The 21,549-nt window shown below is 41.0% G+C and carries 18 protein-coding genes and 1 other annotated feature; of the genes, 3 read left to right on the top strand and 15 right to left on the bottom strand.

Annotated features, from left to right (window positions below; genetic code table 11):
* Nucleotides 1-118: 118 nt before the first annotated feature.
* The 7 genes from MKX62_RS16055 to zapA form a co-directional block, all read right to left on the bottom strand.
* Nucleotides 119-700 (bottom strand): TetR/AcrR family transcriptional regulator, encoded by a 582-nt coding sequence (locus MKX62_RS16055; RefSeq protein ID WP_067207836.1) that lies wholly within the window; start codon nt 698-700, stop codon nt 119-121.
* A 91-nt stretch (nt 701-791) separates the two neighbouring features.
* Nucleotides 792-2,489: an AMP-binding protein gene (locus MKX62_RS16050; RefSeq protein WP_340741841.1), complete on the bottom strand. Its 1,698-nt coding sequence runs from the start codon at nt 2,487-2,489 to the stop codon at nt 792-794.
* Nucleotides 2,490-2,717: 228 nt separating this feature from the next.
* Nucleotides 2,718-3,131 carry a DUF350 domain-containing protein gene (locus tag MKX62_RS16045; protein WP_067207831.1) on the bottom strand — a complete coding sequence of 138 codons (414 nt, stop codon included), beginning with the start codon at nt 3,129-3,131 and terminating at the stop codon, nt 2,718-2,720.
* A gap of 483 nt (nt 3,132-3,614) precedes the next feature.
* Entirely contained in the window at nt 3,615-5,924 is a 2,310-nt protein-coding gene (locus MKX62_RS16040) for an endonuclease MutS2 (RefSeq protein ID WP_445683554.1), read from the bottom strand.
* Nucleotides 5,925-5,988: 64 nt separating this feature from the next.
* Complete coding sequence (gene polX, locus MKX62_RS16035) at nt 5,989-7,695, bottom strand: DNA polymerase/3'-5' exonuclease PolX (RefSeq protein ID WP_340741838.1); 1,707 nt, start codon at nt 7,693-7,695, stop codon at nt 5,989-5,991.
* Nucleotides 7,696-7,797: 102 nt separating this feature from the next.
* The gene (locus tag MKX62_RS16030) at nt 7,798-8,337 is read right to left on the bottom strand and encodes a CvpA family protein (RefSeq protein WP_067207826.1); all 540 of its coding nucleotides are present in this window, start codon (nt 8,335-8,337) and stop codon (nt 7,798-7,800) included.
* A gap of 9 nt (nt 8,338-8,346) precedes the next feature.
* Nucleotides 8,347-8,625: a cell division protein ZapA gene (gene zapA / locus MKX62_RS16025; RefSeq protein WP_399631710.1), complete on the bottom strand. Its 279-nt coding sequence runs from the start codon at nt 8,623-8,625 to the stop codon at nt 8,347-8,349.
* Nucleotides 8,626-8,698: 73 nt separating this feature from the next.
* On the opposite strand from zapA, the gene rnhC reads away from it, so the two are divergent.
* A complete protein-coding gene (gene rnhC / locus MKX62_RS16020) occupies nt 8,699-9,634 on the top strand; it encodes a ribonuclease HIII (protein WP_340741837.1) in 936 nt (311 codons plus the stop codon).
* A gap of 290 nt (nt 9,635-9,924) precedes the next feature.
* On the opposite strand, the gene pheT is transcribed toward rnhC, so the two are convergent.
* The 3 genes from pheT to MKX62_RS16005 all read right to left on the bottom strand — a co-directional run bounded on the left by pheT (nt 9,925) and on the right by MKX62_RS16005 (nt 14,524).
* Nucleotides 9,925-12,336, bottom strand: a complete 2,412-nt coding sequence (pheT, locus tag MKX62_RS16015; protein WP_340741836.1) for a phenylalanine--tRNA ligase subunit beta — start codon at nt 12,334-12,336, stop codon at nt 9,925-9,927.
* A 13-nt stretch (nt 12,337-12,349) separates the two neighbouring features.
* Nucleotides 12,350-13,387, bottom strand: a complete 1,038-nt coding sequence (gene pheS, locus MKX62_RS16010; RefSeq protein ID WP_067207815.1) for a phenylalanine--tRNA ligase subunit alpha — start codon at nt 13,385-13,387, stop codon at nt 12,350-12,352.
* Between the two features lie 80 nt (nt 13,388-13,467).
* Nucleotides 13,468-13,698 (bottom strand) — a binding site (T-box leader).
* Between the two features lie 61 nt (nt 13,699-13,759).
* The gene (locus MKX62_RS16005; protein ID WP_067207813.1) at nt 13,760-14,524 is read right to left on the bottom strand and encodes a TrmH family RNA methyltransferase; all 765 of its coding nucleotides are present in this window, start codon (nt 14,522-14,524) and stop codon (nt 13,760-13,762) included.
* A gap of 91 nt (nt 14,525-14,615) precedes the next feature.
* Here MKX62_RS16005 and sspI point away from each other — a divergent pair, with 91 nt between their 5' ends.
* Both sspI and MKX62_RS15995 read left to right on the top strand, forming a co-directional pair.
* On the top strand, nt 14,616-14,828 hold the full coding sequence (sspI, locus tag MKX62_RS16000; protein WP_067207810.1) for a small acid-soluble spore protein SspI: 213 nt from the start codon (nt 14,616-14,618) through the stop codon (nt 14,826-14,828).
* Between the two features lie 535 nt (nt 14,829-15,363).
* A complete protein-coding gene (locus MKX62_RS15995) occupies nt 15,364-15,804 on the top strand; it encodes a universal stress protein (RefSeq protein WP_340741835.1) in 441 nt (146 codons plus the stop codon).
* A gap of 46 nt (nt 15,805-15,850) precedes the next feature.
* On the opposite strand, the gene MKX62_RS15990 is transcribed toward MKX62_RS15995, so the two are convergent.
* The 5 genes from MKX62_RS15990 to MKX62_RS15970 all read right to left on the bottom strand — a co-directional run bounded on the left by MKX62_RS15990 (nt 15,851) and on the right by MKX62_RS15970 (nt 21,537).
* Entirely contained in the window at nt 15,851-16,366 is a 516-nt protein-coding gene (locus MKX62_RS15990; protein WP_338652868.1) for a DUF2798 domain-containing protein, read from the bottom strand.
* A 188-nt stretch (nt 16,367-16,554) separates the two neighbouring features.
* The gene (locus tag MKX62_RS15985; RefSeq protein WP_338652869.1) at nt 16,555-17,118 is read right to left on the bottom strand and encodes a TetR/AcrR family transcriptional regulator; all 564 of its coding nucleotides are present in this window, start codon (nt 17,116-17,118) and stop codon (nt 16,555-16,557) included.
* Between the two features lie 335 nt (nt 17,119-17,453).
* On the bottom strand, nt 17,454-19,607 hold the full coding sequence (locus MKX62_RS15980; RefSeq protein ID WP_340741834.1) for a peptidoglycan D,D-transpeptidase FtsI family protein: 2,154 nt from the start codon (nt 19,605-19,607) through the stop codon (nt 17,454-17,456).
* Between the two features lie 367 nt (nt 19,608-19,974).
* A complete protein-coding gene (locus tag MKX62_RS15975) occupies nt 19,975-20,532 on the bottom strand; it encodes a GNAT family N-acetyltransferase (RefSeq protein ID WP_255428630.1) in 558 nt (185 codons plus the stop codon).
* Between the two features lie 651 nt (nt 20,533-21,183).
* Complete coding sequence (locus MKX62_RS15970; RefSeq protein ID WP_067207792.1) at nt 21,184-21,537, bottom strand: hypothetical protein; 354 nt, start codon at nt 21,535-21,537, stop codon at nt 21,184-21,186.
* Nucleotides 21,538-21,549: the final 12 nt, after the last annotated feature.

Raw genomic sequence — 21,549 nt, 5'->3', positions numbered from 1 at the left:
GTGCCTGCTGGATGCAGGTATGCAACCTTTGCCGCAGGACGCGGCGAACTTTGGTTGCCTTCCCGAACCCACTTCAAAATTTGCGACATCCGCCAGAGGCTACTTAACTTGATTCAAGTTACGCTTTCATTCCATTCATAATCAGCCTATGTACTTCGGGTGATAGTTTCATTAAATCATATTTTTGATCATTCATCACCCATGAAGTGATTGTTTCGTCAATTGTACCAAATACCATTTGTCTAGCAAGTCGGATATCAAGGCCTTCGTCTAGCGCCCCATTCACGATTCCCTCTTTCAAAATTGCATCTAGGAGCGTTAAATATTCTTTTAGGACTTCGTTAATACGAAGACGTAATTCTTTATTCGATTGACGAAGTTCTAGTTGCGTAACAATTGCCAAGTGACGGTCTTCATGCAGAATGCGAAAATGACTGTCAATCAGTCTGAATAGTTTTTCAGATGTATCAATATCCTGTTTCAATATAACTTCGACGTTATTTACGAAAATCGCCATTTTTTCTCTAAAAACAGATATCAGGATATCTTCTTTATTTTTGAAGTAAAGATAGATTGTCCCGTCAGCAACCCCCGCTTCTTTTGCTATCTTCGAAACTTGGGCTTGATGGTATCCATTCTCAGCAATGACAATGACTGCCGCATCTACTATTTGCTTATATTTTGGTCTATCTCGTTTCATATCTATATATCACCACCAAAAAGAAAATATGAATGATGATTCATTCATATTTTCATATTAGTTGTTAACGGCTACTATGTCAAGCATTACATCACAGTGGAAGTAATTCCTTTTCAGCTTTCTCTTTTTCTTCATCAATCAAAGCACGGCGTAAAATTTTCCCGACAGCTGTTTTCGGCAATTCTGTACGGAATTCATAAAGTCGCGGCACTTTAAACGATGCTAAATTCTCTCGACAATACTTATCAAGCTCTTCCTCCGTTACAGTAGCTCCTTGTTTCAAGACAATATAGGCTTTGACAGTTTCGCCCCTGTACGGATCTGGGATACCCGCGATAACACATTCCTGTATCGCTTCATGTTCATAAAGAACCTCTTCAATCTCCCGTGGATAAATATTGAAACCGCTTGCAATGATTATATCTTTTTTACGATCAACAACATAGAAATAACCCTCGTCATCCATATATCCAAGATCCCCAGTTAAAAACCAGCCATCGCGGAAAGTTTGTTCCGTATCTTCCGGTCTATTCCAATAGCCTTTCATCACTTGAGGGCCTTTTACCGCAATTTCACCAATTTCTCCATTCGCCAGCGGTTCTGATGACTCAGGACCAAGTATGCAAGAATCTGTATCAGGCCATGGAACACCAATTGATCCTTTAGCTCGTTTGTCTGCCCAGACGAAATTTGAATGGGTAACAGGAGATGTTTCCGTAAGGCCATATCCTTCAACTAGTTTTCCACCGGTGATTTTCTCGAATTTTTCCTGCACTTCGACCGGTAATGCAGCAGAACCACTAATACATGCTTTAATTGAAGACAGATCATATTTTTTAAGATTAGGATGGTTTAATAGTCCAATATAGATCGTAGGTGCGCCAGGAAATAAGGTTGGCTTCTGTTTATCGATTGCTTTCAAAGCCGTTTCAAAATCAAATTTAGGGATAAGTACCATTCTATTCCCTTGCATGACAGAAAGAATTAATACGGTTGTCATTCCATATACGTGGAAGAATGGCAAAATACCCATGACCGTTTCTTCGCCTTCTTTACACTTATACAACCATTCGCCACACATTTTAACGTTAGAAATTAGATTAGCGTGTGTCAACATGACTCCTTTTGGAGGACCCGTTGTGCCACCCGTATATTGCAGCAACGCAATATCTTCATCGTAATCAAAGTCATAACTAACCGGATCTGATTTTGCGACTTTCATAATTTCCGTGAATAGATGGTTCATTCCACGGTGCTCAACTTTCACTGTAATCCCGTGTTCTTTTTTCTGAATGAATGGATAGATGAGATTCTTAGGAAACGGTAGGTAGTCTTTTATTCCCGTTATTATTACATGCTCAAGTTTTGTGTCTTTAACGATTTTCGAAATTCGCGGAAATAGAATGTCGAGTGAAATGATTGCTTTCGCTCCAGAATCAACCATTTGATAAGCCACTTCACGCTCCGTATAAAGAGGATTCGTCTGAACGACGATTGCACCCACATACAATATCCCATAGTAGGCAATTGCCCCTTGTGGACAGTTTGGAAGCATGATTGCAACCCGGTCCCCTTTGACAATTCCGATAGTTGTCAAATAGTTCGCGAACTTCAAAGCTGATTCATGAAACTCTTTAAATGAGATGTCTTTACCAAGGAAATGCATAGCCGTCTTGTTAGGATATTTCTCGCTGGATCTTGTCAAGAATTCCTGAATAGGAATATGTTCATAGTCAAGCGTCTTTGAGATTTCAGCGGGATATAAGTCCAGCCAAGGTTTCATTGTCAAATAAAAGCCTCCTTTTTCCTCTTCTTCAATTCTTTGAATATTCCTAATCTAATTATAGTAGTAATTGAGTCAGGTTTCAAATAGAATATTTTATGTCAATAAAAAAAGCCTTGACCAGAATAAACTGGTCAAGGTGTATTTGCCGTCATCCAATAAATACCTACTGCGATAAATAATACGCAGACAACGAGTAATATTTTAGCTAATTTTTCCACAACTTCACAACCCTTATGAAATACTTGCTCCTATAACGAATGAAAGTCCCACTGATATCGTCAAAGATATGAAACCGACCGCACGATTATCTGCTTCGATTTCCTTATCAATATTGAATTTAGGTGTCAGGAATTCAAACAACAAATAGGCGAAAATAAGCAGGGTAAATCCAAACAAGCCCCAGCCAATCATTTGAGGTAATGAATTATGCTGTTCGATTGAGTATCGAAAAATGTTTGCTACCCCAAATATTTTACCACCTGTCGCAAGTGCCACTGCAACGTTTCCTTTTCTAATTTCTTCCCAATTCTTATATTTCGTGACGAGCTCAAAAAGCACCATTGAAACGATAAGACATAGGACTACTACACTGAAATAGCCTGCTGATTCTACTAATGGATGATTCCAAAATTCGGTTTTATTCATAGTTTTAGACTCCTTTTACGTTCGGTCATTCCTTCCTATACGGATAAGCACGTAAAAGGTTTCAAAAACGGGAATATACTTTTTCATTAGCGCATGAAACTTTGAGAGAATCTTATCCACTGCATAGGTGGATATAGAGATTCCTTTCAAGTCGCTGCGGCGCTCGGGGATGCCTTCCGCCCTTAGCGAGAGCACTGAAAAAGTACGATTTCCTTCAATCCCGTTGATTTCCGTTCCGAGCGGGCGCTTTCCGCGGGCACGGCTTCAGTCAATCGAACTACGAAGGGTTCGATTTGCCGTATTTCTGTGTTCTTTGCAGAAATTAAGGCATTCTTGCCCCGTGCTCCCAACGCTAGCAAAAGCCGCTCTTCACTACAATCAACTAGTTCTTACTATAAAAAAGAACTTTTTCAGTGACTCCCCCTTGTAAGGCGCCTTTGCTTGGTTTATACAGGTATACATTGGTTAACTTAAACAGTGGAATTATTTCAATTCAACAACAGTAACGCCGTGTCCGCCTTCACTGGCTTCGCCAAATCGGTACGTTTTCACGCGGCTGTGATTTTTCAAGAATTGCTGGATACCTTGCCTTAACGCCCCTGTCCCTTTGCCATGAATAATCGACACTTGGTGATAATTTGATAGGAGCGCATCGTCCAAATATTTCTCTGTGCGGAAAATTGCATCTTCATAGCGTTCTCCCCGCAGGTCGAGTTCCATTTTAACATGTGTATCTCGTCCCGCTACTGAAGTTGATAAATACTGTTTTTTCTCTTTTTCAGGTTTAACAAATTCCAGTCCTGATTGATCAAGCTTCATCTTCAAAATACCGATTTGGACAATCCATTCATGATCTGAAACTTTATCAATGAGCGTCCCTTTTTGACCATAACTGAGCACTTTCACTTCGTCACCTGTTTGAAGGGCCCTTGGCGCTGCCTTCGCTTTCACTGCCTTCTTCTTCGCTTCAGCAGGAGCAGCGCCTTCAAGACGTTTTCGAGCTTCAATCAATTCGTGTTCTTTTACGTTTGCCCCCACATTCAGGCGCATTGCACGTAAATCTGAAATGATTGCTTCCGATTCACGCTTCGCATCTTCGATGATTTTTTTGGCTTTCTCTTTTGCTTTTGCTTCCATTCGTTCTTTCTTGTTATCAAACTCTGCTAACTTTTCTTCCAATTCACGTTTCAAACGATCCGTTTCCAGTAAGATGTCATGCGTTTCTTCTGCATCTTTTTCTGATTGCACACGGCTTGTCTCGAGCGAAAGGATCATTGAATCGACTTCACCGCGATCTGTACCCGTGAATTTTTTCGCCCGATCAATAACCCAGTCCTGCAATCCTAGTCGCTTTGAAATTTCAAACGCATTACTGCGTCCTGGAACGCCTATTAACAAACGGTACGTAGGACTAAGCGTGTCAACATCAAATTCAACACTTGCATTGGCAACGCCTGGACGGTTATAGCCATATGCTTTCAACTCTGGATAATGAGTTGTTGCCATTACTCTTGCACCACGTCCATGCACTTCATCCAGAATCGAGATGGCAAGTGCCGCCCCTTCCTGCGGATCCGTACCCGAACCGAGCTCATCGAATATAATAAGGGAACGGTCATCGTATTTCTCTAAAATATCGACGATGTTCACCATATGTGAAGAGAATGTACTAAGGCTTTGCTCAATCGATTGCTCGTCTCCAATATCAGCATAGATCGAATCGAACACTGCAACTTCAGAGCCGTCGAGTGCCGGTATAGGAAGTCCTGCCTGTGCCATTAGCGTACATAATCCTACCGTTTTTAATGTGACCGTTTTCCCGCCCGTATTAGGTCCGGTAATAACGATGGTTGTGATATCTTTACCGAATTCAATTGTATTCGCAACTGCTTCTTCCATCGACAACAAGGGATGTCGCGCTTTCGTTAGACGAATATAGCCTTTATTGTTCACTTCGGGTTTCGTGCATTTATGCGCTTTGCCAAATTTTGCTTTCGCAAGGATAACGTCGATTTCAGATAGTATCGCAACAAGGGTGAATAAATCATGTGCGACTTCCTGCACTTTCGCGGACAGATCGATAAGGATTTTCTCGATTTCTTCCTGTTCCTGCAGTTTTAATCTTCTAATTTCATTATTTGCCTGCACGACTGCATCAGGCTCGATGAAAAGCGTTTGACCAGACGACGACATATCGTGAATAACACCACGGTAATGCGAACGATACTCCGACTTTACTGGAATCACATAACGGTCATTCCGGATAGTGACAATGGCGTCGGATAACATCGTTGCAGCATTTTTCCCACGTGTATAACTTTCCAGCTTTTCACGTACGCGGCCTTCCTGCATTCGCAAACCTTGCCGAATTGTACGTAGCGATCCTGAAGCGCTGTCGACAACATGTGCATTGTCATCAATGCATGCATTGATTTCGTGTTCCAAGCCTGTCAAAATCGGAATGGCATCTTTTTTCGCAATGAAATGCGGAATTTCAATATCTTCATCTGCCACAATCGCTTCAATGAATTGACGCAGGTTCCGGCTTGCACGGATTGTGTTGGCTGTTTCCATCAATTCATAAGCACTCAGCATGCCGCCCATTTGTGCACGTTTGGCATGGGGTCTAATATCGCTAATTCCGCCCATTGGCACATTGCCACGAACGCGAAGTATCGATAACCCTTCGTCTGTTTCTTCCAGCAGTTTTACAACTTCGTCAAAATCACTGACGGGTACTAATTTCTCCATATAAGATCGACCGGCGAATGATGTGCAATGAGTTGCTGCCATATCCCGGATTTTATCGAACTCAAGTGTTTTTAAGACACGGTTTTCCAATGTCTTACACTTCCTCTCACTTCCGCACAATTTCGCGGATAAATTTATCGAGCGGCCACGTATTAACGACCGTCTCTTTTTTCAACCATGCTTTTTTACCGTAGTTTACACCAGTAGTCATATAATTTAGTTGTTCAATTGCATGTGCATCTGTATTAATGGCAATAGTAACTCCAGCTTCCTGCGCCATAATCAGATGATCAGTCGCAAGGTCGAGCCGATATGGGTTCGCATTCAACTCAAGTATTTTACCATACTCCTTCGCCCACTGAATAAGTTGGGGTACATCAGGATTATAACCTTCCCGTTGACCAACGATTCGACCGGTCGGGTGTGCAATCATATCGACGTGCGGATTTTTCATAGCCGTATGGAGCCGTTCCATAATCAATTCCTGTGATTGACTGAAATTAGAGTGAATAGAAGCAATGACAAAATCTAACTCACTTAGCAGTTCATCATCAAAATCCAGTGTCGCGTCAGGTAGGATGTCCATTTCCGTTCCGCAAAAAATTTCGATATCATCATATTCTTTATTCAACGAACGGATCTCCACGATTTGTTCACGTATTCGTTCAGGTGTTAGTCCGTTCGCAACTTTGAGATACTGCGTATGGTCTGTGATAACCATATAAGAATAGCCCTTAGCACGGCAGGCCTCAACCATTTCACGGATTGAGTACGCTCCGTCCGACCATGTTGTATGCATATGAAGGTCCGAACGGATGTCCTCGATCGCTACCAAGCCGGCTAGTTCATCGACACGATCGATTTCACTGCCATTTCTGCGCACTGCAGGCGGGATGAACGGCAAACCGAAGTGAGCGAAAAATTGTTCTTCTGAATCGAATGTCTCGATGGAACCATCTTCATTCTCCACTCCGTATTCACTTATTTTCATTCCTCTAGATTTCGCAAGTTGGCGCATTTTGACGTTATGGTCTTTCGAGCCAGTGAAATGATGAATAGCACTTGCGAATTGTTCTGCTTTCACGAAGCGGAAATCGGCGTCAATCGCCTCTTCCAAGTCGAGTGTTACAGACAGTTTCGCATCCCCTGCCGCAATCGTCGCAACCAGAGGTAATGTGGCAAGTAGCTTTTCCCGTACAGTTGCGGGATCGTCCGTCACAATGATGAAATCGACGTCACTACTTTCCTCTTCCGTTCGACGGTAACTTCCAGCGACAGAAAAATGTTTAATCTCTGGTATCAAACGAAGTTCCTGCTCAACAAATGTAACAACCTTCTCCATTTGCCAATGCGGAAATTTCCCTTGACGAGTTCCTAAGATTTCAATTTCGCTCAACATATTCTCTTCTGTCTTCTTGCCGAAACCAGCTACTTTACTTACTTCCCCTGCCATGCATGCCGCATGGAGCGATTCAACCGAATCGATGCCAATCGCTTCCCGTAGTTTGGCGATTTTCTTGCCACCTAGGCCTGGTATTTTCAACAATGGAATAAGCCCTTTTGGCACAGCTTCTTCCAGTTCTTTCAGCAGATCAGACTCTTCTTTTTCTAGCAAATCGGTAATGACAGCACCCGTGCCTTTGCCAATCCCTTTCAACTTTAAAATATCATCCATTTCGGATAAACTGCGTGGATCTAGTTCAAGCACGTTGGCCGCTTTTCTAAATGCTGCTACTTTGAAATGGTTTTCCCCAAGCAACTCCATATATAAAGCGATTTTTTCAAACGTGCGAATGATTGTTTTTTTATTCACTATAAGCCCTCCTGTTCTGATATACGGAAGCGTCCTTTTGCATTCGGCCGCTGCGGATAGACAATTCTAGAAAAAAGCTTCCCTCCAAAAAGGGGGAAGCCGTCAGTTTGTATAAATGTACCACCATTTTTTCACAGTTTCAGATAACACCGGCGTATGTTCAAACATCGACTTAGCAAGCAATGAATTGCTTATCCTTTCTTGGATAAACTCTATCGGTAGCATAGCCAGCAGATAGAGAACAAGGAACATAAGTATATAGAATTCGATAAATCCGAACAAAGCCCCCGCAATACGTGCAACGAAACCTAGGACGGGCAAATACTTCAGGAAATCAAACATAGATGCAATGAGCTGCAATCCAAATTTGACAACAAGAAATATCAATACAAATGCCAGTAATTGATAGAACGTCCCATCTAGATCAAGTTGTTCGACTGTCATGGATAATTTTGAACCGGCAGTCACACCTGGATAAGGAACCCAAAGAACAAATGCTTCCGCAAGTTGTTTATAGTACGTATAAGCGACGACAAGTGCGATGATGAAACCTGTCATATGTATAATTTGGACAATGAGTCCCCGTCTGAATCCAGTTACGAGTCCCCCAAATAGGAGGATAATAATTAATAAATCAAGCATGTAATACCGTCAACCCTTCAGCTTATTCAATTCTTCTTCTAATTGTTCAATTTGCATTTTTAATTTAAGATTATCATGTACACTATTAACGGCGGTTAGCACAGCGATTTTTGTACTGTCGAGATAAGGGTTATGGGCACTGATTTCCCTCATCCTTTCATCGACCATCGAGGCGACCAGCCGCATATGAGTGCTTGTTTCGGTACCGACCATTTTATAGGTCTGTCCGTATATGTCAACTGCTATGCGTGTCTTCTGTTCGTCTGCCAATGATACGACCTCCCACATAAAAAACTCTGTTATTAATCATACCACGAAATGGTTTTAGTTGTGAATTAAGTCGACGAGAGGAAGTTATAAATTGAGTAATCAAGTTATTATTGTAAACAGTCAAGATATGAAAAAAGTGATAAATCATTACACGTCTTCAAAAGTCGTACGCAATGCTCCTGGCGTCGTCTTTGCAGCGAAACTACCTGATACCTCAATCACAGCCTACAAGTCCGGAAAAGTACTATTCCAGGGCGCAGGATCTGAACGGGAAGCCGCACGCTGGGGTACTGCAGAAGTTAAAGCGGGGTCGGCCGCATTGAAAACAAAAGGTGATGTGCTGCCAGACCGCTTAGCACAGTTATCCGTTCTCGGGTCAGATGAAACAGGAACGGGTGATTTCTTCGGGCCTGTTACTGTTGCAGCTTGTTTCGTCCGTGCCGATCAAATAGAGCTTGTTCGCGAACTTGGTGTAAAAGATTCAAAAATGCTAACAGATGACCTCATGCGAAAAATCGCACCTGATTTACAGGAGGCGCTCATTTATAGTGTGCTGACGCTTGAAAACGAGAAATACAATGATGTACAAGCGAGCGGCTGGTCTCAGGGAAAGATTAAAGCCCTCCTTCATAATCAGGCACTTAAGCATGTACTCCGGAAAATGGACGGAGAGAAACCCGATTATATTTTGATTGACCAATTTGCGGAGCGCGGCATTTATTATAATCACATCAAAGCGGAGTCTGAAATTGTGCGAGAGAATGTGCTGTTTTCGACAAAAGCGGAAGGTCTTCATATGTCGGTTGCAGCTGCGTCAATTATTGCACGTGTTGCGTTTTTAGAAGAGATGGACCGGTTGAGTCGTATTGCGGGAATGACACTGCCGAAAGGCGCGGGACCAAGAGTGGATGAGGTGGCCGCCAAGATTTTATTGAAAAGCGGTGAAGATACGTTGAAATCACTGACGAAGTGGCATTTTGCGAATGCAGGGAAAGCTAAGAATCTCGCGGCTAGGAAAAGACGGTGAGTTTTGGAGTGTAATCACAACTTTCGAATTCTAATACCAACTTTGAGAATCTAATACCAACTTTTGAATTCTAATCTCAACTTCGATGTTCTAATCTCAACTCTTCGTTTTCGCGAAAATCTAAGCAACAAATGCCAAGGTAATTACTGTAATTGCAACTTTACGTTTTTAATGGCAACTCTATGATTCTAATTGCAACTTTTCAACTGTAATTGCAACTTTTCTTTTCTAATTGCATTTCCCCAAAAAGAGGCACACAGAATAGAATTCTGTGTGCCTCTTGATTTTAGTTATCCGCGAAGCAAAGCTCCTGCTTCTGTTGTTAATGCGTTCAATACTTTGTCATGCGCTTTGACAACTTCTTCGTCTGTCAATGTGCGCTCAGCATCTGAATATGTCAGTGAGAACGCAAGTGATTTCTTGCCATCTTCAACATTGTCCCCTTCGTACAGGTCAAACAATCTAACGTCTTTCAACAATTTACCACCAGCGCTGCGAATAACGTTTTCAAGCATACCTGCTGATGTATCGCTCGAAACGACAAGCGCAATGTCCCTTGAACTCGATGGGAAACGTGGAACCTGGGTATATAAAAGTTCTTCCGTTTCAACTGCCAAAATTTTAGCAAGGTTCATTTCCATTACATATGTGTTTTTCAAATCACGTTTTTTCTGTTCTGTCGGGTGAATTTGTCCAATCAAACCTATCCGTTCGGCATTATAGAAAATGTTTGCTGTCCGTCCAGGATGCATCCCGTCAAGAACAGTTTGTTCGAATGACAGACCTTCAGAAAGACCGAGACTATCCATCATGCCTTCGACAATCCCTTTAAGGACGAAGAAGTCAACCGATTTCGTTTCTGCTTGCCATGCATGGTCAACCCATTTTCCAGTAATAACAGCTGCAACATGTTCAACTTCTTGTGGCAGTCCATCTTCCTCTTCACCAAGGAATACCGATCCAGTTTCATAAAGCGCTACCGAATCCATACGGCGTGCAACGTTGTATGTTGCAGCCTCAAGGAGATGCGGGATAAGACTTTGCCGAAGGATACTGCGGTCTTCACTCATCGGCATCAGAAGTTCTGTAACAGGTGCTGTTTCAAGCGCGTAGCTTTGTGCCTGTTCCTTAGATGTTAATGAATACGTCAGTGCCTGGAAGAGTCCTGCGCCTTCAAGGAACGCTCTAACTGTACGACGTTTCGCTTGATACGGCGACAACCCACCCGGCGTCGATTCCGTTATTGGAAGTGTCATTGGAATCAAGTCATAGCCGTACATCCGTGCAATCTCTTCGATAATATCTTCTTGGATTCGAAGATCCTGCCTGCGTGTCGGTGCATCTATGATCAATTTTCCGTTCACCGCTTCTGTAGGGATTTGTAATCCGTCTAAAATAGCTAGCATTTCTTCAAGAGGGATCTTCATACCAAGGCGGTTGTTAATATAATCCGGTGAAACAGTAATTCGTACAGGCGTTTTATCGAGTTCATCAACAATGACAGATCCAGCAAGCACTTCGCCCCCCGCAATTTCAGCCATAAGCTGTGCGGCACGTTCTGCTGCTGCTTCGACTCGATTAGGATCGACTCCTTTTTCAAAACGTGTACTCGCATCACTACGAAGCCCAAGCTCTCTCGAAGTGCGGCGGACAGATCCTGATGAGAAGTAAGCAGATTCGATGACAACCGTCGTCGTTCCATCATGTACTTCCGTATTTAATCCGCCCATTACGCCAGCAATCGCTACAGGTTCTTTACCGTTCGTAATAACAAGTTGATGCGCTTCCAGTGTTCGTTCAGTATCATCCAATGTCGTGATTTTTTCACCTTGTTCTGCAAGACGGACAGCGATTTCACCTGTTCCAAGACGGTCATAGTCAAATGCATGAAGCGGCTGACCGTATTCCATCAAGACAAAGTTTGTAATATCGACAACGTTATTATGTGGACGTACTCCAGCAGCCATTAAACGGTTTTGAAGCCATAACGGCGATGCTTCTACTTTAACGTTTTTAACGACTTTCGCTACGTACATCGGATTTTCTTCTTTTGCATCGATACGCAGTTTCAGCATATCTTCGGCTTTTTCATTTGAAGCCGTGTAGTTAATTTCAGGGAGTTGGATACCTTGTGATAAAATCGCTCCAACTTCATACGCAACGCCTATCATGCTGAGTGCGTCTGAACGGTTTGGCGTTAAATCGAATTCAAGCACTTGATCATCAAGACCAAGCAGCGGGAGTGCGGATTCACCTGGTACAGCTGATTCAGGAAGCACATAGATTCCTTCTGCATATGCTTTTGGTACAAGCTTGCCTTCAATTGCAAGCTCTTGAAGTGAACAGATCATTCCGTTCGATTCCTCACCACGCAGTTTTGCTTTTTTAATCTTCATGCCGCCTGGTAGTACTGCACCTGGACGTGCAACAATGACTTTTTGCCCTTCTGCAACGTTGGGAGCACCACAAATAATTTGTGTAGTTTCTTCCCCAACATCCACTTGACAAATATTCAACTTATCCGCTTCAGGATGTTTCACACATTCCAACACATAACCCACAACTATGTTCGTCATACCATGCGAACGGTCGATGATGGAATCAACTTCAATGCCCGAACGTGTAATTTTCTCCGCAAGGTCTGCCGTAGAAATTCCCTCTATATTTACATATTCACTTAACCATTTTGTAGATACTAACATATTCGTCTCCTCCTCAAGCTTCCGTCCGGTGGAATTGCGATACAAACCGCACGTCATTTGTATAGAAATGACGGATATCTTCCACACCATATTTCAACATTGCAATACGTTCAGGTCCCATACCGAAAGCGAAACCTGATACAACAGCGGGGTCATAACCAGCCATTTCCAGTACATTCGGGTGTACCATACCGGCACCTAAAATTTCGATCCAGCCTGTTTTCTTACAAACGTTACAGCCGTCTCCGCCACATTTGAAACATGAAATGTCCATTTCAACAGACGGTTCCGTGAATGGGAAGAAACTCGGACGCAGACGGATTTCACGCTCATCGCCAAACATTTTTTTAGCGAATAAAGAAAGTGTCCCTTTCAAGTCGCTCATGCGGATATCTTCACCAATAACAAGCCCTTCAATTTGCGTGAATTGATGAGAATGCGTCGCATCGTCACTATCACGACGGTACACTTTACCTGGGCATATAATCTTAATCGGCGCGCCGCCTTTCGCTTCCATCGTCCGTGCTTGAACTGGTGACGTATGTGTACGAAGAAGAATATCTTCGGATATGTAGAACGAATCTTGCATATCACGTGCTGGATGGCCTTTTGGCAAGTTCAGCGCTTCAAAGTTGTAATAATCTTTCTCAACTTCAGGACCCTCAGCAATTTCATAGCCCATGCTAATGAAGAAGTCTTCGATTTCCTCAACAACACGTGTTAACGGATGGTGATTTCCAGTACGTGCAGGACGTCCAGGCAATGTTACATCAATCGATTCTTTTTCAAGCTGTTCGTTGATGGCTAATTCTTCAAGTTTCGCCATACGGTCTTCGAGCACTTCTGTCACTGCCTCACGAATAACATTGACAAGCGCCCCCATTTTCGGACGTTCTTCAGCAGGAAGTTTTCCCATGCCTTTCAACAAATCAGTAATTGGCCCTTTTTTCCCTAAGTAGGCTACACGAACTTCATTCAATGATTTTACATCTGAAGCTGCTTCAATTTTTGCAAGCGCCTCTACTTTCAACAGTTCTAATTGTGCTTCCATGTCAATTCTCCTTTCAAAATAAAAAAAGTGTAGGGCGTCTGGCGCCCGAAACTAGACGAAATAAAAACCCCGCCCCTTAAAAAAGGGACGAGGACGATTTCGCGGTACCACCCTGATTATCATACCCGAAGATATGATCACTCAAATCGGAATAACGGTCCGGCACCGGCACACCTTTACAGCTTACGCTGGTCCTGGCGGCAGCTCACGGGGTGAACTTCGACAATCATTTACCCATCTGCGCTTTCAGTCAAGGCGCGGACTCCCTTTCGGCTCATGTATTGTTTACTTTTCCCGATCATTGCTTTTCATTTCTGTTCATAACCAATAGTATACCCGATTATGATTTGATCATCAACAACATGCTAGTTTTCACACTTTAGAATACGTATATAGCAGGATGCCCGTTGCCACTGCGACGTTTAACGATTCTGCTTTGCCGTACATTGGAATCTTGACCGTATTATCCGCCATCTCAAGCAAATCCGGATTGACGCCACTGCCTTCATTTCCAACAATCAATGCAAATTCGTCTTGTGGCCAGATATCAGAATGATTTACAGCATTTTTCAATCCTGTCCCTAAAACTTGAATGCCCGCTTCTTTCGCCTTAGCCGTCCATTCAATAAGATCACCTTTGACGATTGGGATATTGAAATGTGACCCTTGCGCAGAACGTACTGTTTTCGGGTTATACGAATCAGCGGTCCCCATTCCAAGAATAACTGCATCCATTCCAGCAGCATCTGCCGTCCGAATCATCGTTCCGACATTACCAGGATCCTGGACTGCGTCAATTAATAAAAGTTTTTTCCATGCTGAATAATCCTCTTCGGCATGCTCCGGCTGACGGCAATGTGCATAAATACCCTGCGACTGCTCCGTTTCCGAAATTTCTTTCGCAATTGCCTCTGTTATCTCAACAAGCTTTACACCTTCGATAGACCATCCTTGAGGTATTTCAACTCCGTCACGGGTGATTAACGCGAGAATTGCCCCATTACTTTTTAATGCTTCTTCAACGAGATGAAAACCTTCGACAAGGAATTCTTTCGACAGATCGCGTTCTTTTCGTGTTGTGACAAGCTTTTTCCAATGTTTCACGAGTGCGTTTTGTGATGATTCAATTCGTTTCATATGTACGTTACCGCCTTTTTCTTTTCAGTGTATCAAATGACGGTATAGTTGGCGATTTTTGTGTCCAAAATGAAAGTGGGAGGTTGATAAAATGGATTTTCAAATAAGAGATGCCATTTCAGCAAACATGACGAATAATACAGCGGATGATATCCGTAACGTTGTGGAAGATGCCATTAAACGAGGTGAAGAGCACCTGTTACCTGGACTAGGGGTGTTTTTCGAAAAGCTGTGGAATCATGCAGGAGAACAAGAAAAAACAAAGATGGCCGGAGAGCTAGCACAAGTATTTGCGGCAAGTTAAATTATTCAAAGATTGCACGGAGCACTATCACCGGCGCAATCTTCTATCACGGCGTTTGGATAAACGTAAAGCCGCTCATTAATTGAGCGGCTTTTGTATTTTAAGAACTAGCTATTTTCCAAAAAGAAATCAAAGCCCATCGCCGTTACAAAGCCAAACACAAGTATCCATAATGCAATACGGATGGTCATCCATATGGTTGTGTTCACTTTGCTTGCTCCATACAATAACCCGATGAGTGCGGCGGTATGCGTGCCAATCCAGGCATGCCGTATTTACTTCAAATTCATTTTCCCCATTCGTTCCGACTCGAATTCCTTTTTCCACGACCCCATCTATCCACTTTTTAAAGCAGTGAAAATAGAAAGAAAAACTCGAAGAAAAGTATATTGGATAATCCGAAAAATTTTATAGTCGTTTTAGTATTTGCAGTGATTAATGTTATATTGTATTTGTTCATGAAAAAATCAAAAAATGTGAATTCAAAATAACTACAACTGATTTATTATATAATTTTAAAAGGAGTTTATGACTAATGGCAACTGATTATAAAAGTATTGTAGTAGCTGTAGACGGTTCAAAAGAGGCCGATTTTGCATTTCGTAAATCACTTGAGATTGCATATCGAAATCAAGGATCACAATTAAACCTCGTTAACATTATTGATACGCGCTACTTAGGACCTCTTGATAAAGAAATTGCTGGGCAAGTCAAAGAACAATCTCAACAAATTTTAGAACGCTATAAAGCACGCGCAGCAGCTGCTCGCGTTGAAAATGTAACTATCATTATTGAATATGGTTCACCTAAAACGGTGATTACAAAAGAGATTGCTAAATTGGTGAAGGCAGACTTAATTATTTGCGGCGCTACGGGGCATACGCCAGTAGAGCGCTACTTAATTGGTTCTGTATCTGAAGCAATCGTACGTTCAGCTAAATGCGATGTTTTAGTCATCCGTACGCCTGCTGAATGAATAATAAAAAAATCGCTCAGACTTTTGAAAAGTCTGAGCGATTTTTTTAGATATTTTGTGTATTCGTTTGAACTGCGGCTTTTCTATCTTGCGCTGCGTGCATTTTAACCATTACTAAACGTGCAAATGGTTGGATCACTACGCTCTCTAAAAATAGGGCGAGTAAGAAGTTACGGGGCCAGATTTGGATAAAGTGTGCAAAGATATCAGTTGTAAAACCATCCCCAATGATAACCCCAACAAATGTCATTGTAAATGACATGCCTAATACTGTGAAAATTGTACGGAACATAATACGAGCAGCAAAACCATCTGTTGGCGAAATGAATTTAGATGATAAAAATTCTGCAAAACGACCGATTGCTACCGGTTCAATTATCATAACGAAAACCCAAATAATAGGTAACACGATTAGCATGTTCATTGCAACATCTTTGTTGAAGCCTCCAGCAGCAAGGATCATATTGATTGGTCCCATTGTTAATACTGATAATGTTACGATAATTGCGCCAAATAACGCGCCCTCTTTACCGTTTTTCGGTAGTCTGTTTTCTTGATGCATAGTTTGTTTTTCTTCCTTTCAAAATTCATATTTGAGACCTACGTTAAATACATCGATGAATATGCCAATAACAAATCACGCTATGGAGTGAATAATCGTAATATATATCAATAAAACCGCAGTAAATGCAATTTACACTAAAGATGCACTCAGTTTAACAAACACAATATTAACGGGTTCTGTCGAATTTACTTGTTCACTTTTAATATACCCGGCAATAATGTGGCAATTGTTTTCAAAGGTGTTGCGGATTTTTGCGTCAAACATAGCATCATTGCCCCCTCAATCGAAGCTGTCATCAACAATGCAATAGCGGAAGCTGATTCACTCGAATAGCCTTCCGTTATAAGTTTCTCATAGTAAAGGTGTTGAATGTTTTCATATAGAGCACTACAAGCAGTACGGACTGGTTCACTCATCGTTGCCATTTCACTGACAATGCTACTAAATGTATAGCCGATAATGGTGCCACTTTTTTCAAAATCCTGAATTAACTTATCAATCATTGAGAGTATGGCATCCTTAGCTGATAGATGCCTGCTGAATATAGCTTTGATATCTGTGGTAATGGCCTCATTTAAACCTTGTAAACAAATAATCAATAATTCTTCTTTTCCGTTTGGAAAATGATGATAGAGCGCTCCTTTTGTAACATTACAAGCTTTTAAAATCTCGTTAAGTCCGACATTTTTATATCCTTTTTGTTGAAAAAGGGTCGTAGCAGTATCAATTAATTGCGATTTTATATCCATATTTAATGTATCTCTCCCCACATACCAACTGGTCTGTTTGTAAGTATAACAAAGTTTTACCCAGAATTACAGTTTTCAGTTTTATCGAATTTAAGATGACAAAGGACACGCCTTATTTTAAGGGGTTATTTCAGAATACTAGGAGTTTTTTCTTAGCGATAGGCGGAGGAATATCCATGAATATTCTTTTAAAATTAATTGACAAGAAGACTGTACTTATTTTATAGGAGCGGATTCTCTTTTCAAAGAGCTTAATTTCATTTTCATCATAGATAGCGGCTTAGGTTTTTATCTATTGAAAAAAGTAAGGAAACCATTCTTTGGTTTCCCTACTTTTATTTTTCAGATTCTTTTTTAGGAGCCTGTATGATTGGTTGCTCGGCAGCTGTAGATATTTCTTCTTTAGCTCTTTTTACTTTCAGCTTAAAATATTCGTCTACAGCTTGTTGGATAATTTTATTTTGAGCGCCAGTCGTGTGATCTCCTGGCTTTGTAGTGATGTTTGGGACAAGAACCGCATAAGCAATTTCCGGATTTTCGTAAGGTGCAAACCCCACATGGGATAGATTGATTGTCGATTTCCCTGAACTGAATGCTTGCGCAGTTCCCGTCTTCCCTGCTCCATCATAGTCTTTTCCATCAAAAATTTTCGGGGCCGTTCCTTTAGGTGCATAATACACGTAATGCATACCACGCTTCACTTGATCAATTTCTGCATCAGTACTCTGAATCCTATTTAAGATATTGACCTCTGTTTCTTGAATGAGAGAACCAAGAATTTCACCATCCTCAGATGGTTCGCGTATTTCTTTTAATACTTTTGGAGCTATCCGATAACCGCCATTTGCAATTGTTGAGACGTATTGAGCCAATTGAAGTGTTGTATAGGTATCGAACTGCCCGATGGATAAATCCATTAAAATACCGATTGAATTACTTTCGCCAATCAGACCGCCTAACTCCCCCGGTAAGTCAATGCCGGTTTTTGTTCCAAGTCCAAAAGAGGCGAAAGATTGTCGGAACGTATCAAATGCATTTTCCCTAATGCGTTTCGCTCCTTCAGAGCTGTTGTTAGAATCCGCCATAGCCATTGCGATACGGAACATATAAACGTTCGAAGACTTGCCGATTGCTTCAATATCAGTTACAGCAACCCTAGAGTATTGATTAAACAGCGATCTTTTTGTAATACCACCGATTCTAATTGGTTCATCTATCTTCGTTTCGCCGATACGTACCACATTTTCCTGATACCCTGTAAGAAGCGTCGCCATCTTCACTGTTGATCCTGCTTCATGGACCGCAGTAAATGTACCATATGCGTAGTCCCATATTTCGAGTTTTCCTGTTTCTGGATTCGTAACAACTTGCTTACCTACAAGCGAAAGAACTTCACCGTTATTCGGATTCATCATGACTAGAAAAGCCCTATCCAATTCTCCGGTATTGGGTCCTCTTTTTAATTCCAACAGTTTTTCCGATACAATATTTTCAAGTGTCTGTTGCAGTTCACTATCAATCGTCAGAATAAGATCCTTACCAGGTTCGCCTTGTCGGATTGTTTTCGTTTCGACGACACGCCCGCTACGATCTTTAATATTCTTCACAATTGTTTTTTGCCCTTTTAACAAATCCTCATAATATTGCTCAATATAACTTTTTCCAACACGGTCATTTCCTGAGTAATCCCGTGCCAAGAAATAATTCTCACGGGATTTAGGAATACCTTCAATGGGGCTCGTGGTTGTCCCTAGAATCGTATTGTCTGATCTTCTCACACGTTCCCAATCTGTCGTTGTATCCACGCCCGGTAACTCTCCTAGACGTTCAGATACAGTTGCGAATTCCTCGTCCGTCACATTTCCACTTTTCACTATTTGCGGTGAGTATGCATAGCCCGACATCATTTCTCTGTAAATCGCAAGTACTTCTAGCTCCTCTTCCGTAAAAGAATCAATTTCTTCGTCCGTAATTCGTTTTCGTGTAAGCCTATTAATCTTCTTCTGCAATTCCGTCCGTGAAAGCTTACTATCCTTTTCAAGTCTCTCTTGTTCCTTTATAGAAACTTTTTCCGTTGCTGCTTTTGAATTCTTTAAAATCCAAAAGTCTCTCTTATCTCCAGGGGTAATCCTTTTCGTCTCTTGTTCAATCAAGACCGCAAGTTGCTCAGCAACTTTTAGCATCTCGGCTGAAGTCGTCGACGTCATTTTCGTATATGTAATGGCGTTCTTCGGATCATTATCAACTAGAACAAGCCCCATACGGTCAAATATTCTTCCCCTTGGCACACTTGTGTTGACAGGTATTTCTTCCTTTTTTTCCAACTCACGGGAATACTCTTCACCTTTAACGATTTGTAAATAGCCAAGGCGAAAAATGAGCAATGAAAATAGGACAAAGATTGAAAAGAATAGGAAGTTCATTCGCAATACGATCTGTTTTCGTTGGCGTATTTTAGCCTGATCCGCCTTGCGTATCTGTTTTTTCATTACGCCCCTCCCTCCGTTACTTATTTTGAATTATATCATTCATAATTGAAAATTCACATATTTTTACGTTCACGGAAGTATTTACCTCTCACTCAATAAGAAAAAGCTCCCCCGTAAGGAAGCCGATTCTTCAACTAAAGCATTCGGTAGTGAAATAAATTAGATGCAAAAATAATCCAGTAACAAAAAAGTGAAAAAACAATAAAGACAATAGTATACAATTAACGTTTAAAAGAGAATTACACAATCATAATTGAAATTATAAAAAGGAGCTGCTTAAGCTCCATTACTTATGCTAATGCGCTCGTTCGCTGAAAAAGAGATATAAAAACAGACCATTTAACTGGTCTGCCTATTCAAAGGTTAATTATGTCTTACATTCCCAATCTTTTCTAAGTAAACCCATAATATAAATATCATGATACTTACCAAATCTAAAGAGTTCTTCTTTTAGAGTACCTTCCAAAAGAAAACCACATTTTTCATAAGAACAAATCGCCCTTTTGTTATAGCCAAATACTTGAAGTTTCACTTTATTTAAATTCATATAATTAAAAATAAAATCTACCAATACTTTCATTGAATCGGTTCCATAGCCTTTTCCTTGGTTTTCAGGTCCTATTGAAACACCAACGTGACAAGTACTACTTTTCCAGTTCACTAAGTAAACAGCGATAGTTCCAATGAATAGTTTTTCGTCTTTAAGTTCGATGGCAAACATGTAGTCATCTTTCTCAGAACTAATCTCACTAAGAAATTTCTCGTGGTCCGCCTCAGTAGGTGGAAATGGAATACCATCATTCATTAATAAACGACTTTCCATTATATCTTCAATTGCAAAGAAATTCGCATAATCCTCTTTTGTAATTTTACGTAAAGCAATTTTATTTCCTGATAAAAAACTCTCACTATAATGCTTAATCAATTTAATGTCCCCCAATTAAATTGCAGGGGTCAGCAGTAAGGGTTTGCGATATTCTACTGTGCCCTTGCGAAGTTTTTTTGTTCACTTAATTCTTTTAAAACTTCTACTGCAATGCTCGATAACATAGGCTAATCTCCCTTTTTTTTGATACTCAAAGTATACATTGAATTCACAGAAATTTCCAACCAATTATAGTTTTTTAATTTTCAAGGGAGTTCGATAAGATAAAACATGCCCAAGAAACCTAAGTAGCTCCGGTAATGTGGATATAAGGTTGGAAGACAACAAATAACATATTGTTCAACAAGTTAAATAACATTAAACTTAGCACAAAAAATCGCTTGGATATCATGCGGCCACTGAAAAAGTTCTTTTTCATAGTAAGAACTAGTTGATTGTAGTGAAAAGCGGCTTTTGCGAGCAAGGGTCAAGAATGACTTAATTTCTGCAAAGAACACAGAAATACGGCAAATCGAACCCTTTGCTTTCGATTGGCTAAAGCCGTGCCTGCGGAAAGCATCCGCTCGGAACGAAAATCAACGGGATTGAAGGAAATATGACTTTTTCAGTGGCTTCATATCAATCCGAGCGATTTTCATTTTAGCGTACTTATCTTTTTCAATTAAAGCCATCTTTGCTTAAACAAGGGATTTATTCACCTGGCATATAGCCAATTACTTCATTGAGATTGGGGTCAATAAGTATTAAAGGGGTACCAACCACAACATTCTCTTTGTCTTCAAAAGAAACGATTAATATCTCTTTTCCTTCATAAGTTTTATCCAACAATTCATAGCTATTATTCGCAATCATTTTCTTCACTTTCGCACTTTTCCAGTCTTTTTTAGCATTGTCATTCCAACCTTTTTCTTCGATAAACGCCCAAGCAACTTCTCTGACATTTTCATAACTATCTGTATCAGTGATATTCCCTACTTCTTGGTTATTTGAACAACCAACAATCAAAAATGCTGTTATTGCTAAATATAAAAATTTCAACTTCATATACTTTTCACC

The sequence above is a fragment of the Sporosarcina sp. FSL K6-5500 genome (assembly GCF_038005665.1).
Taxonomy (GTDB): domain Bacteria; phylum Bacillota; class Bacilli; order Bacillales_A; family Planococcaceae; genus Sporosarcina; species Sporosarcina psychrophila.
Note: the sequence above shows the minus strand (reverse complement) of the source record. Positions and strands in the feature narration are given on the sequence as shown.

Excerpts from the sequence above, each read along its gene's own strand:
- MKX62_RS16040 (WP_445683554.1), bottom strand. The coding sequence starts at position 5,924 with ATGGCAGCAACTCATTGCACATCATTCGCCGGTCGATCTTATATGGAG.
- MKX62_RS16030 (WP_067207826.1), bottom strand. The coding sequence starts at position 8,337 with ATGCTTGATTTATTAATTATTATCCTCCTATTTGGGGGACTCGTAACT.
- MKX62_RS16005 (WP_067207813.1), bottom strand. The coding sequence starts at position 14,524 with ATGAAACGAATTGAATCATCACAAAACGCACTCGTGAAACATTGGAAA.
- MKX62_RS16045 (WP_067207831.1), bottom strand. The coding sequence starts at position 3,131 with ATGAATAAAACCGAATTTTGGAATCATCCATTAGTAGAATCAGCAGGC.
- MKX62_RS15990 (WP_338652868.1), bottom strand. The coding sequence starts at position 16,366 with ATGCATCAAGAAAACAGACTACCGAAAAACGGTAAAGAGGGCGCGTTA.
- MKX62_RS15985 (WP_338652869.1), bottom strand. The coding sequence starts at position 17,118 with ATGGATATAAAATCGCAATTAATTGATACTGCTACGACCCTTTTTCAA.
- MKX62_RS15995 (WP_340741835.1), top strand. The coding sequence starts at position 15,364 with ATGGCAACTGATTATAAAAGTATTGTAGTAGCTGTAGACGGTTCAAAA.
- MKX62_RS15970 (WP_067207792.1), bottom strand. The coding sequence starts at position 21,537 with ATGAAGTTGAAATTTTTATATTTAGCAATAACAGCATTTTTGATTGTT.
- MKX62_RS15980 (WP_340741834.1), bottom strand. The coding sequence starts at position 19,607 with ATGAAAAAACAGATACGCAAGGCGGATCAGGCTAAAATACGCCAACGA.
- MKX62_RS16055 (WP_067207836.1), bottom strand. The coding sequence starts at position 700 with ATGAAACGAGATAGACCAAAATATAAGCAAATAGTAGATGCGGCAGTC.
- pheS (WP_067207815.1), bottom strand. The coding sequence starts at position 13,387 with ATGGAAGCACAATTAGAACTGTTGAAAGTAGAGGCGCTTGCAAAAATT.
- sspI (WP_067207810.1), top strand. The coding sequence starts at position 14,616 with ATGGATTTTCAAATAAGAGATGCCATTTCAGCAAACATGACGAATAAT.
- zapA (WP_399631710.1), bottom strand. The coding sequence starts at position 8,625 with ATGTGGGAGGTCGTATCATTGGCAGACGAACAGAAGACACGCATAGCA.
- pheT (WP_340741836.1), bottom strand. The coding sequence starts at position 12,336 with ATGTTAGTATCTACAAAATGGTTAAGTGAATATGTAAATATAGAGGGA.